Genomic DNA, 11,775 nt, shown 5'->3' with positions numbered 1-11,775 from the left:
CTCCGCTGGCTGGCGCCACGGCAACGCGTGGCGACAGGTAATAGGCGGGCAGACGGAGAACGCGCAGGGGCCGTGGCCGTAAGCCACGGTGCACCGCGCATCACCCTCCGTGATGCCGTTGGCAGTATCAGGCCGGTCTCCGGGCTTGTGAGCGGGCCTGGGCCCAGGCCTGCGCGCCTTCCCGGGTGCTGGCACCCAGTGGCCCTGCGCGGCCGCGACTCACCTACCGTTGCGGGGGCAGCGCCGGAATCGCGCCATGCTGGCACCCACCGGCTTCCCAGTTTCACCCTGCCCAGACGGGGCTGGCAGGGCACCTGAAACACGCGCGAAGGTTAGAGGGTTGCACCGGGAGCGTCAATCGAAGCGGGCCGCTTTGCAGCCGAACAGTCACCGCCCGGGTAATGGCCAATTCACCCGGTTGTGCCACACTGGATACAGTGATATCACATAGCCATCACTTTCAGCTGAACGCGATCACAACGACAACAGGAGAGCGCAGCATGCGAGGCCAGATCATCAACAACCCGCGCCTGGAGTTTCTTGCCCCGGTGCTGGAGCGCTGGGGCGACTGCATAGACCGCTTCAACCAGTTTGCCGGCGATGCCGAAGCACCGTACTGGCATGGGGCAGCCGCCAATACCGGGTTGCTTGCCGCGGCGGCCTGGCAGGCCGAGCTGGCGGCACTGCAGCAGTTTGCCGGCAAGAAGCAGCGCGATGAAGGTGAATACGAAGGGCGCTGCGACCTGTTGCTCAGCAGTGCCGGTGAAGCGCTATACCTCAGTGCCAGCCAGCGCTGGCCGAAAATCGCCCGGCTGGACATGGCCGACGCCCTGCAGCAGACCGCTGCCCTCGCCCGCCAGGTGGCCTACCCCAGCCAATTGAAGGCCGGAGCGCTGTTCATCAGCCCGTGGAAGGCCGGCCAGCACGCCAGTCCCGAGGAACTGCAGGACCTGGTCGACGATCTGCAGAAACATACCGCCTGTGCCATCGCCTGGTACTTCCCGTATGCCTACCGCAAGTTGCACAACGAGCTGGGGCAGTATTTCCCGGGGGTGGCGTTGTTGCTCAAGCAGGCTTGAAGCAACTTCGGCTCGGGCCGGGGCCGGAACGCGTTAGCAAGCGCGACGTGGTTTATGTGGGAGCGGGCGTGCCCGCGAAGAATCCAACGCGGTGGCTGGCACCGGCTGCGCCGGTGTTCGCGGGCGCGCCCCCTCCCACAGAGCCCCTGCTAACCCTTTCAGTTATATGCGGCTCCATGAGAGCGCGGCCCATGCCGCGAATGGTCTGCGCGCCTTTCAGGCTTTAACGCATCATGCCGAGTTCGGCATCATCCAGCAGCGCTTTGCCCAAGGCGCAAAGGTAGTGCGCGGCCCAGATCAGCTTTGGCTTGTCTTCCATCAGGCCGTCGATGGTCAGGTCCCGTGCATAGCCGATCAATTCCGAGGCTAGTTCGCGGGCGTTCTGGCAGGAGATGCCGGGTTCGATGCGGAACAGGGGTGGGGCTGGTTTTCACCTTGAAAGAATATGGTTTTGCCAACTGTGCATTTCGTGTCTTCGGTGGTCATTTAAGGCTCCTGTCGTAGTGAAGCGACCACCAACCGCGGCTAAACAGTATGGTGGCAGCTGTACGTGGGTTAGCCGACCGGGACGTCAGGCACCCGGCGCACCCGCAGGTGCCCCACGCACAGCCGCCATAAGGCGCCAATGCCGATTACTCGGTATTGCTCAGCTGCGATGTCTGACGATTTCGGGCGGCTAACCCGGTCATTGAAGGTCAACGACATGCCGAGACTAGAGACCGCATTTGGCGCGCGCAACGGAGAATAGGTGTTGAGAGTATCTTTGGGAAACGGCCTACAAGAAAGGTGTTAAATCTGATTCTTGGTCTCGCCCCCACGCCACCTTTGCAACAGCAGCGGCGCATCTCACTGGCACATTGAGCCACCACCAGACCTGCTTGCTCTTGCTCTTGCTCTTGATCTTGATCTTGATCTTGATCTTCGCGACTTCAGGAGGCCGAGCAGAGGTCTTGCGGAGGGAGGTGACGGGCATGGATGCCCGTCACCTCCCTACGCAGTCCCTTCGCTCGGCCTCCTGAAGTCGCAATCGGCGGCGCCTGAACTATCGCGCGCTTAGAAGCAAAAGCAAAAGCAACGACAGTTGGATGGCTGCCGGGAACCTGGCGAATATCGCCGACCTCTCAGTTCCATAGGCCCTGTTAGGAGGACACCGCCCATGAAACACCTGATGCCTTGGTTATTGGCCGCCAGCCTGACTGCCTGCGGCGAAACCGCGCGGCTGGATGTACTCGATGGCAGTGGCCCACCCCCCCCAGTTGCCTGCTCCGGTCAAAACTACCCTCCCCACCGTGAATATCGCTCCAGCAGTGGGCTGGCCCACGGACGTCAAGCCCGAAGCAGCACCAGTCACCCAGGTGAAAGCGTTCGCCAGCGGGCTCGACCACCCTCGCTGGCTATACCTGCTGCCCAACGGCGACGTGTTGGTGGCCGAAACCAATGCCCCGCCCAAGCCCGAAGATGGCAAGGGCCTGCGCGGTTGGATGATGAAGAAGGTGATGAAGCGCGCAGGTGCAGGCGTCCCCAGCGCCAACCGGATCACCCTGCTGCGTGATGCCGACCACGACGGCGTGGCTGAAATCCGCACGACCTTCATCGAAGAGCTCAACTCACCGTTCGGCATGGCGCTGGTAGGCAAGGACCTCTTTGTCGCCAACACCGACAGGCTGCTGCGCTTTCACTACGAGCCCGGAGCCTTGCAAATTCGCAATGAAGGCCAGCCGGTGGTCGAGTTGCCCGGCGGACCGCTCAACCACCACTGGACCAAGAACGTGATCGCCAGCCCTGATGGCAGGAAGCTTTTCGTGACAGTCGGCTCCAACAGCAACGTAGGCGAAAACGGTATGGACAAGGAACAGGGACGCGCCGCGATCTGGGAAGTGGACCCCGCCAGCGGCCAGCACCGCCTGTTCGCCACCGGCCTGCGCAACCCTAACGGCCTGGCCTGGGAGCCAAACAGCGGTGCGTTGTGGACCGCAGTCAACGAGCGTGACGAAATCGGCAGCGATCTGGTACCGGACTACATCACCTCCGTGAAGGACGGCGGTTTCTACGGCTGGCCCTACAGCTACTACGGCCGGCATGTGGACGAGCGCGTGCTACCACCAGCGCCTGAAAAAGTAGCCCAGGCGCTGGTGCCCGACTATGCCGTGGGCCCACACACGGCATCGCTGGGGCTGGCATTCGCCGAACCGAATGGGCTACCACCACCCTTCGAACAAGGGGCATTCGTGGGCCAGCACGGGTCGTGGAACCGCAAGCCGCACAGTGGCTACAAGGTGATTTTCGTGCCGTTCGACCCGTCAGGAAAACCCTCGGGCAAACCTGTGGACCTGCTCACCGGGTTTCTGGATGAGCATGGCAAGGCCAAGGGTCGCCCAGTCGGGGTAATCAACGATGGGCGTGGCGGCGTGCTGGTGGCCGACGATGTCGGCAATGTGGTCTGGCGGGTGGGCAAGGCGCCGTGAGCCCGGACGGCTACCAAGATTGGGGCCGCTTTGCAGCCCGGGTATTCAGGGGTTCTGCGCCAGATGCCCTTGCGGAATGACGCGCTTGGCCTGCAGGTATGCCTTGGCCCAGTAGCTGTTGGACAGGTAGTCCAGGCGCACCGTGCCACCGCTGGAAGGGGCATGCACGAAGCGCCCTTCCCCGACATAAATGCCGGCATGGCTGACCTGCGAGCCGCCACTGGTGGCGAAGAACACCAGGTCACCGGATTGCAGCGACTTGGCATCCACGGTCGGCGCACGCATGACGATCATCTCCCGCGTCGAACGCGGCAGGCTTATGCCGGCAGCATCACGGTAGACGTACTTGATCAGGCCACTGCAATCGAAACCGGAGTCCGGGGTGTTGCCGCCCCAGCGATAAGGCGTACCCACCAGGCCGATTGCACGGATCAACACGTCATCGGCAATCGGCGAAGGGCTGGGCTGGCTATAGGTAACCTGCGGCTGCACCACAGGGGCCGGCGCAGGCGCACGGCTGGAGCAGGCAGCCAGCAAGGCTGCCAGGGAGAGAAATGCGAAGCGCGCCATCTTTACCATGGCCAGAACATCCTGTCTGAGACCGCTGGGCCGCAGCCGAAAAGAGTTGAGAAATTAGATTAGACGCTTTCTATAAATGCGCACGGCGGCGAGCTTTTTTCAAAGCATCGCCGCCGCGGCAGGATATATCATTTTGCTATCAGTTGCGCGCGATATTGGTGGTCGGCGCCATGGCCAAGGCACGCTTGGCTTCGATGAAGGTCTTGCTCCAGTAACGGTCACCGAGGCTATCGATGCGCACGCCACCGCTGCGGCGGCTGCTGGAGTGGATGAACTGGTTGTCACCCAGGTAGATGCCGGCATGGCTGACGCGGCCGCGGCCGTTGGTGCTGAAGAACAGCAGGTCACCAGGCTTAAGCTTGTTGCGGGCCACTTTCGGGGCATCGACGTTGATCATTTCACGCGTGGAGCGCGGCAGGGTCACGCCCGCCTCTTCGCGGAACAGGTAGCCGATGAAGCCACTGCAGTCAAAGCCGGACTGCTCCGAGGTACCACCGAAGCGGTAGCGGGTGCCGATCAGCGACATGCCGCGCTCGAGAACGCTGTCAGCCAGAGCTGGCAGCTGGTAAGGCTTGCTGCTGGAGAAGGCCTCCAGGTCATCTTCGGTGGCCAGTTCTTCCGGCTCGCCGAATACCGACGAGGACGAGGCTTTGGCCTTGAACGCCGATTGTGCGGCGATGGGGTTGTGATCCTGAGGCTGCTGCTCTGAATGAGAAGCCGGGCCTTGGGCCGCACAGCCAAAAAGCAGGGTCACGAGTGCGAGTGGCACGAGGGGTGCGAAGCGCTTCAGCATGGGCACGACCGTGTCTGTAATCCTTTAGAAGGGTGAAACTATGCCCTCTATCATGGCCATTTGCAAATTTTATCGAAAAAGATGTGACTTTTTTGTTTTGCCGCTCTGGCCCCGCGTTTTCGGGGTTACCAGCCCAGGGTTTCCTTGAGGAAAGGAATGGTGAGCTTGCGTTGTGCCTGCAACGAGGCCTGGTCGAGGCGTTCGAGCAGGTCGAACAACGCACTCATGCTGCGTGCACCGCGGGTAAGAATGAAGTGGCCAACTTCGTCGGTGAGGTGCAGGCCACGACGCGAAGCACGCAGTTGCAAGGCACGCAGCTTGTCTTCGTCGGACAGGCCACGCATCTGGAACACCAGGGCGAGGGTCAGCCGCGACTTCAGGTCCGGCAGCTTGATCGGCAGCTCGCGCGGCGATGCCGAGGCAGCCAGCAGCAGGCGCCGGCCGCTGTCACGCAGGCGGTTGAACAGGTGGAACATGGCCTCTTCCCAGTCTGCCTTGCCGGCGATCACGTGCAAGTCGTCGATGCACACCAGTTCGTACTGGGCCAGGTAGTCGAGCAGCTCTACGCCACGATCGAGCAACTGCGCCAGTGGCAGGTAGACGGCTGGCTCACCGCGTTGCTGGAAGCGGTGTGTGGCGGCCTGCAGCAGGTGGCTACGGCCAACACCTTGCTTGCCCCACAGATAGATAAGGCTCTCGGTCCAGCCGGCGTCGGCTTCGCATAGCCGCTCGACGTAGCCCAATGCCGCGGCATTGGCGCCCGGATAGTAGTTGATGAAGGTGGCGTCATCGCGCAGGCGCACACCCAGGGGCAACTGGATCGGTGGTTTCATGCTCGCGGGCGGTCGACAGGACCGCAGGGGGCCTTTGGTGAACAATGTGCAAAGTCTATACCCGCAGCGCGGGGTGCACAATCACAGCAGCGGATAGCACAAGTAAAATCAACGAGTTGCGCTTTTCTTGGGCTGTTTTGGGGCTGCTTTGCAGCCCTTCGCGGGCTTGCCCGCTCCAACAGGGGGCAGGTAAATCATGGGCTCAGCGACACACCTGTGGGAGCGGGCAAGCCCGCGAAGGGCCGCAAAGCGGCCCCAATTTGCTTGACTGACTGGCATTAGGGTTCACCCGCGAACACCGGCGAAGCCGGTGCCCTATACCATGTCGCATTGTTCGCGGCGGTTCGACGCCTCGATAAACCCACATGGACCGTACAAGCCCTTCCATCACAACTCCGGGTCGATATCCCCGGCATACATGTCCGATTCCTTGTACAGGTCATGCACATGCCGCAGCAGCACCATGATCACAGCCGCCACCGGCAGCGCCAGCAGCACCCCGGTAAAGCCGAACAGCTCACCGCCGGCCAGGATGGCGAAAATCACCGCCACCGGGTGCAGACCGATGCGGTCTCCCACCAGCAGCGGGGTCAGCACCATGCCTTCCAGCGCCTGCCCGACCATGAACACCGCGACGATGCCCAACATCGGGTACAGGTCGCCGCCAAACTGGAACAGGCCAGCCACCAAGGCCGCGCCGATGCCGATGATGAAGCCCATGTACGGTACGATGGCAGCCAGCCCGGCGAGCATGCCGATCAGCAACCCCAGCTCCAGCCCCACCAGCATAAGCCCGGCCGAATAGATGATGCCCAGGGCCACCATTACCATCAGTTGCCCACGCACGAACGCCCCCAGCACTTCATGGCATTCGCCCGCCAGGCCCATCACTTGCGGCTCACGCTGGCGCGGCAGCAGGCCGCGCAGCTTGGCCATCATCAGGTCCCAGTCACGCAGCAGATAGAAACCCACCACCGGGATCAGCACCATGTTGGCCAGCCAGGCCATCAGCGCCAGGCCCGAAGCGGTGGCATGGGACAGCAGCACACCGACGATATCGGTGGTCTGCCCCATGTGCGTGCCGATGGCGGCCTTGATCTTGTCGAATTTCCAGAAGCCGTCAGCCAGGCCCAGGCGGCTCTGCACCCAGGGCAATGCCACGTGCTCGAGCCAGTCGAGCATCTGCGGCGCCAGCTCGTACAGGCGCACCAGCTGCTTGGCCAGCAGCGGAACGAGCACCAGCAGCAAGGCCAGCAACAGCAAGGTGAACAGGCCGAACACCACCACCACGCCCCAGGTGCGCGAAAGCCCCAGGCGTTCCAGGCGATCCACCAGCGGGTCGGCCAGGTAGGCCAGCAGGATGCCGACCAGGAACGGGGTAAGAATGTTGTGCAGGCTATAAAGAAGCACAGCGACCAGCAGGGCAACACCCAGCCAGATCCAGCGACGTACGTCGGTCACGGTGTGCTCCCCTTACCAGCGAAAACGCAAGCCGTCGAACGGCTTGGGTGCAGGCTGGGCCGGCACTGGTTGCCCGCCCCCGGCAGCGTCTGCCGGAGCTGGCGTGGCCGGCACCGCAGGCACCTGCTCTATCGGTACTTCCTGCAGCTTGGCCAGGCCGAGCTGGGCGCGCAGCTGATCGCGGTTGGCGGTGACACCGTAGGTCAGGGTGCCGCCTTCAGCCATTTGCAAGCGCGGGCCAAAGGGTTCGAGCACGCGGGCAAGCTCGCCGTAGCGCTGCAGGTTCATCCCCTGCACTTGCACCTGCAACTGGCTGCTGGCACCCGGGCGGGTGACGTAGCGCGGCGCCAAGCGGCTGCTGAGCGCCAGCATCACGGCGTCAGCCAGCGCTGCCGGATCGGCGCCTTCGGCAGTGCCTTGCTCACGCTGGTCGCCCAGCCACAGCTGCCAATTGCCCTGCCACTTGCCATCGGCTTCCCGGGCATGCACCGCCAGCAAGGCATCGGCCCCGTAGCGGTCGGAGGCTTCGCGCAACGGGGCCGGGTCGCTGCCGTCGATGTGCTCGGCATTGGCCACCAGTTGCTCCTGTAGGTCGGCCAGCGGCAGGCGCAACGGCAGGCCACGGTGCTGGGCGGCACGGCGCAGGGGTTGGGCGCTGGCCTGGCCGTCACCGACAAGGTTACTGCCCTCGGCACTGTCGTTCAGCCACCAGCCGAGGATCGAGGGACGGTTGCTGCCCCACAAGGCCAGGCCGGCCTTGCGCAAGGCCCGCTCGGTACTGCCAGGGTCGAACTCGACCAGCACCGACTCGGGTGGCCCGGCTTCGCTGCCAACCTGGTTGATGATTTGCTGCGGGTCCTTGCGCAACCCGGCCAATGCCGGGCTTTGCGCCGCCCTGGGGTCGCCGGTCAGGCGCGTTACCAGGGTATCGAGGGCCTTGGCGGTGGCCTCGGCACGGGCTTCGGCGCCCTGCCCGGTGACCGGCTCGCGCACCTGGTAAAGGCCGGAGACACTTTCAGCCTGGGCAGTGGCCGAGATCAGGACCAGGCAACCGACCGCCAGAATATTGAAGAGACGCATGGAGGATTCCTGTCCACTTACCGCAATGCCTATACCTTATACACGGGGGCGCAAGGTAACCAGTCGCGAGGATGAAAGATTGGTTGCGGAGATTGCCGGGGAGATGTGATGGGTCTGACAGGTGTTCGCCGCAACAGGTTCAGCGCCTGCGAGATCGAGCGCCGCCCGCGCGGCGCTTCGCAGCACAAGGCTGCTCCTACATCTGTTTCGGGCCAGTTAATCCTGAGGCAAAGGCGCGCGCCCCCTTGGCGTCCACCTCGATATTGGGTCGGGCAAACAAGGCGGTCGTGTGCAATGGCACAGGCGTTACTGGCCCGAAACAGAAGTAGGAGCAGCCTTGTGCTGCGAAGCGCCGCGCGGGCGGCGCGCGATCTCACAGGCGCCACACCTCTCGTGGCGAACACCCCCAACTTTTTACCTATTTTCATGCCCTGCCCGTCGGCCTGAGGATGGCCGCTGCCCGGCAACCCTGATAAAATCGCGCGCCTCCACAGACCACTGACGTTTCAGGCAGCCGCCGCTTACCAGCCGGCCTTGGCCGTCATGGTCGTTTTTTAAGAATCCCTCCCTCCTAAAGGCCTGGATCAATGAGCAAGCAACCCTCCCTGAGCTACAAGGACGCCGGTGTAGACATCGACGCCGGCGAAGCACTGGTCGAACGCATCAAGGGCGTGGCAAAACGCACCGCACGCCCTGAAGTCATGGGTGGCCTGGGCGGCTTCGGCGCCCTCTGCGAGATCCCGGCCGGCTACAAGCAGCCGGTGCTGGTCTCCGGCACCGACGGCGTCGGCACCAAGCTGCGCCTGGCACTGAACCTGAACAAGCACGACAGCATCGGCCAGGACCTGGTCGCCATGTGCGTCAACGACCTGGTCGTGTGCGGCGCCGAGCCGCTGTTCTTCCTCGACTACTATGCCACCGGCAAACTGAACGTCGACGTGGCCGCAACCGTGGTCACCGGCATCGGTGCCGGTTGCGAACTGGCCGGCTGCTCGCTGGTCGGTGGTGAAACCGCCGAAATGCCTGGCATGTACGAAGGCGAAGACTACGACCTGGCCGGCTTCTGCGTCGGCGTGGTGGAAAAGGCCGAGATCATCGACGGTTCCAAGGTTGCCACCGGCGACGCACTGATTGCCCTGCCGTCCTCGGGCCCGCACTCCAACGGCTACTCGCTGATCCGCAAGATCCTTGAAGTGTCCGCCACCGACATCGAGAACACCCAGCTGGACGGCAAGCCGCTGACCGACCTGCTGATGGCGCCGACCCGCATCTACGTCAAGCCGCTGCTGCAGCTGATCAAGAACACCGGCGCGGTCAAGGCCATGGCCCACATCACCGGTGGCGGCCTGCTGGACAACATCCCGCGCGTACTGCCGGCCAACGCCCAGGCGGTCATCGACGTGGCCAGCTGGCAGCGCCCGGCGGTGTTCGACTTCCTGCAGGAAAAAGGCAACGTCGACGAGCATGAAATGCACCGCGTGCTGAACTGCGGCGTCGGCATGGTCATCTGCGTGGCCCAGGATCAGGTAGAAGCCGCCCTGAACGAACTGCGCGCCGCTGGCGAACAACCATGGGTGATCGGCCACATCGCCGAAGCCGCCGAGGGCGCTGCCCAGGTCGAGCTGCAGAACCTCAAGGCACACTGATGCCAAGCAAGACCTGCAATGTAGTGGTACTGCTGTCGGGCTCCGGCAGCAACCTGCAAGCGCTGATCGACAGCTGCCAAGGCCAGGACAGCCAGGTGCGCATCCGTGCGGTGGTTTCCAACCGCGCCGATGCCTACGGCCTGCAACGCGCCGCGGCGGCCGGCATCGACAGCGTCGTGCTCGAGCACACCCAGTTCGACGGCCGTGAAGCCTTCGATGCCGCGCTGATGGCGCGCATCGACGGTTTCGCCCCGGACCTGGTGGTGCTGGCCGGTTTCATGCGCATCCTCAGTGGCGACTTCGTGCGCCACTACCAGGGCCGCCTGCTCAACATCCACCCGTCGCTGCTGCCTAAATACAAGGGCCTGCATACCCACCGCCGGGCATTGGAGGCAGGCGACGCCGAGCATGGCTGCAGCGTACACTTCGTGACTGAGGAACTCGATGGCGGCCCACTGGTCGTACAGGCTGTGGTACCGGTGGCGTCTGACGACACCATCGAAAGCCTGGCACAGCGGGTACACCGCCAGGAGCACCTGATTTACCCGCTGGCGGTGCGCTGGTTCGCTGAAGGGCGCTTGCGTCTTGGCGAACAGGGTGCATTACTGGATGGCCAACCCCTGGCGGCCAGCGGTCACTTGATTCGATCCTAGGAGAATTTATGCGTCGCGCCCTGCTCTTGGCTCTCGCCGTGCTCGCCCTGCCCCTCCAGGCAGCTGATCTGAAGCCTTTCTCGGCCAGCTATACCGCCGACTGGAAGCAGCTGCCCATGAGCGGCACCGCCGAACGCAGCCTGGTCAAGAATGCCAACGGTACCTGGGACCTTAACTTCAAGGCCTCCATGATGATCGCCAGCCTGACCGAGCAAAGCTCCCTGCGCATGGACAACGACACCCTGCTGCCGCAGAAGTACCACTTCGAGCGTGGCGGCCTGGGCAAGGCCAAGAAGGTCGACCTGACCTTCGACTGGAACAGCAAGAAGGTCACCGGCAGCGACCGTGGCGACGCCGTCAGCCTGCCGCTGAACCGCGGCGTGCTGGACAAGTCGTCCTACCAGCTGGCCCTGCAGCATGACGTGGCCGCCGGCAAGAAGAGCATGACCTACCAGGTGGTCGACGGTGACGAGATCGACACCTACGACTTCCGCGTACTGGGCACTGAGAAAGTCACCACCAAGACCGGCCAGGTCGATGCGGTGAAGGTCGAGCGCGTGCGCGACCCAAGCCAGAGCAAGCGTATCACCGAGCTGTGGTTCGCCAAGAACTGGGACTACCTGCTGGTGCAACTGCGCCAGGTCGAGACCGATGGCAAGGAATACGTGATCGTGCTGCAGGATGGCACGGTCGATGGCAAGCCGGTGAAGGGCAACTGAGCCAGCGCTGCCAGCAGTACCCGAAGCCCCGCCTGGTGCGGGGCTTTTTTATGCACTGGAGAAGGCGCGCTCTTGTGGGAGCGGCCTTGCGTCGCGAAAGGGGCGCGCAGCGGCCCCACGGCCCTCACTCAGGGTTGCCAGGGCCGCTCCCACATTTGACTGCGCTCCGGCTTCCATGAAACTTGTTTCATGCCCGTTTTATTTACTTAGCCTGCTAACAAACTCTATAAAGAGGTTGTGCGACACAGTGTCGCAGCCAACTGAAGCAGTGGAGTTTAGCGATGACAGTCCAAGTAACCGAACGCGACGAATCGAAAATGTCCCACGAAGGCCTGGCCGCTGGCGTGCGGATCTGGGATGTGCATCAACAAGGCCAGCTGGTAGGGATGTTCCACAACGAACACGAAGCGCACCAGTACCGTATAGAGCTGGAAAACCTGGAAAACCAGCGCGCCACGCAATGACCC

At 63.3% G+C, this 11,775-nt stretch carries 10 protein-coding genes, 2 pseudogenes and 1 riboswitch; of the genes and pseudogenes, 6 read left to right on the top strand and 6 right to left on the bottom strand.

Features of this window, described 5'->3' with window-relative positions; translation table 11 throughout:
* Window positions 1-112: 112 nt before the first annotated feature.
* A riboswitch (cobalamin riboswitch) is annotated at window positions 113-333 on the bottom strand.
* Window positions 334-500: 167 nt separating this feature from the next.
* Window positions 501-1,079, top strand: coding sequence for a hypothetical protein (locus A4C63_RS03790; protein WP_063911550.1), 579 nt, complete (start codon window positions 501-503; stop codon window positions 1,077-1,079).
* 223 nt (window positions 1,080-1,302) lie between these two features.
* Here the strand turns inward: A4C63_RS03790 and A4C63_RS03785 are convergent.
* A pseudogene (locus A4C63_RS03785) lies at window positions 1,303-1,565 on the bottom strand (DUF3077 domain-containing protein).
* A 670-nt stretch (window positions 1,566-2,235) separates the two neighbouring features.
* On the opposite strand from A4C63_RS03785, the pseudogene A4C63_RS03780 reads away from it, so the two are divergent.
* Window positions 2,236-3,544, top strand: a pseudogene (locus A4C63_RS03780) (sorbosone dehydrogenase family protein).
* Window positions 3,545-3,589: 45 nt separating this feature from the next.
* Here A4C63_RS03780 and A4C63_RS03775 read toward each other — a convergent pair.
* The 5 genes from A4C63_RS03775 to A4C63_RS03755 all read right to left on the bottom strand — a co-directional run bounded on the left by A4C63_RS03775 (window position 3,590) and on the right by A4C63_RS03755 (window position 8,290).
* The gene (locus tag A4C63_RS03775; protein WP_063911549.1) at window positions 3,590-4,123 is read right to left on the bottom strand and encodes a C40 family peptidase; all 534 of its coding nucleotides are present in this window, start codon (window positions 4,121-4,123) and stop codon (window positions 3,590-3,592) included.
* Between the two features lie 139 nt (window positions 4,124-4,262).
* Window positions 4,263-4,916 carry a C40 family peptidase gene (locus A4C63_RS03770; RefSeq protein WP_063911548.1) on the bottom strand — a complete coding sequence of 218 codons (654 nt, stop codon included), beginning with the start codon at window positions 4,914-4,916 and terminating at the stop codon, window positions 4,263-4,265.
* Window positions 4,917-5,041: 125 nt separating this feature from the next.
* Entirely contained in the window at window positions 5,042-5,749 is a 708-nt protein-coding gene (gene hda, locus A4C63_RS03765) for a DnaA regulatory inactivator Hda (RefSeq protein ID WP_003252443.1), read from the bottom strand.
* Between the two features lie 387 nt (window positions 5,750-6,136).
* Complete coding sequence (locus tag A4C63_RS03760) at window positions 6,137-7,210, bottom strand: AI-2E family transporter (protein WP_046616663.1); 1,074 nt, start codon at window positions 7,208-7,210, stop codon at window positions 6,137-6,139.
* A gap of 12 nt (window positions 7,211-7,222) precedes the next feature.
* Window positions 7,223-8,290, bottom strand: coding sequence for a DUF2066 domain-containing protein (locus tag A4C63_RS03755; RefSeq protein ID WP_063911547.1), 1,068 nt, complete (start codon window positions 8,288-8,290; stop codon window positions 7,223-7,225).
* 587 nt (window positions 8,291-8,877) lie between these two features.
* On the opposite strand from A4C63_RS03755, the gene purM reads away from it, so the two are divergent.
* The 4 genes from purM to A4C63_RS03735 all read left to right on the top strand — a co-directional run bounded on the left by purM (window position 8,878) and on the right by A4C63_RS03735 (window position 11,772).
* Window positions 8,878-9,936: a phosphoribosylformylglycinamidine cyclo-ligase gene (gene purM, locus A4C63_RS03750; protein WP_013971366.1), complete on the top strand. Its 1,059-nt coding sequence runs from the start codon at window positions 8,878-8,880 to the stop codon at window positions 9,934-9,936.
* Window positions 9,936-10,589: a phosphoribosylglycinamide formyltransferase gene (purN, locus tag A4C63_RS03745; RefSeq protein ID WP_063911546.1), complete on the top strand. Its 654-nt coding sequence runs from the start codon at window positions 9,936-9,938 to the stop codon at window positions 10,587-10,589. The genes purM and purN overlap by 1 nt, the downstream gene beginning before the upstream one ends.
* A gap of 8 nt (window positions 10,590-10,597) precedes the next feature.
* Window positions 10,598-11,308, top strand: a complete 711-nt coding sequence (locus A4C63_RS03740; protein ID WP_063911545.1) for a DUF3108 domain-containing protein — start codon at window positions 10,598-10,600, stop codon at window positions 11,306-11,308.
* 281 nt (window positions 11,309-11,589) lie between these two features.
* Window positions 11,590-11,772, top strand: coding sequence for a hypothetical protein (locus A4C63_RS03735; protein ID WP_063911544.1), 183 nt, complete (start codon window positions 11,590-11,592; stop codon window positions 11,770-11,772).
* The last annotated feature ends 3 nt before the right edge of the window (window positions 11,773-11,775 follow it).

Origin of the sequence: Pseudomonas sp. p21, from assembly GCF_001642705.1 — a bacterium.
Classification (GTDB): domain Bacteria; phylum Pseudomonadota; class Gammaproteobacteria; order Pseudomonadales; family Pseudomonadaceae; genus Aquipseudomonas.
This window is presented reverse-complemented; position numbering and strand designations above follow the sequence as displayed.

Excerpts from the sequence above, each read along its gene's own strand:
- A4C63_RS03790 (WP_063911550.1), top strand. The coding sequence starts at position 501 with ATGCGAGGCCAGATCATCAACAACCCGCGCCTGGAGTTTCTTGCCCCG.
- A4C63_RS03775 (WP_063911549.1), bottom strand. The coding sequence starts at position 4,123 with ATGGTAAAGATGGCGCGCTTCGCATTTCTCTCCCTGGCAGCCTTGCTG.
- A4C63_RS03770 (WP_063911548.1), bottom strand. The coding sequence starts at position 4,916 with ATGCTGAAGCGCTTCGCACCCCTCGTGCCACTCGCACTCGTGACCCTG.
- hda (WP_003252443.1), bottom strand. The coding sequence starts at position 5,749 with ATGAAACCACCGATCCAGTTGCCCCTGGGTGTGCGCCTGCGCGATGAC.
- A4C63_RS03755 (WP_063911547.1), bottom strand. The coding sequence starts at position 8,290 with ATGCGTCTCTTCAATATTCTGGCGGTCGGTTGCCTGGTCCTGATCTCG.
- purM (WP_013971366.1), top strand. The coding sequence starts at position 8,878 with ATGAGCAAGCAACCCTCCCTGAGCTACAAGGACGCCGGTGTAGACATC.
- purN (WP_063911546.1), top strand. The coding sequence starts at position 9,936 with ATGCCAAGCAAGACCTGCAATGTAGTGGTACTGCTGTCGGGCTCCGGC.
- A4C63_RS03740 (WP_063911545.1), top strand. The coding sequence starts at position 10,598 with ATGCGTCGCGCCCTGCTCTTGGCTCTCGCCGTGCTCGCCCTGCCCCTC.
- A4C63_RS03735 (WP_063911544.1), top strand. The coding sequence starts at position 11,590 with ATGACAGTCCAAGTAACCGAACGCGACGAATCGAAAATGTCCCACGAA.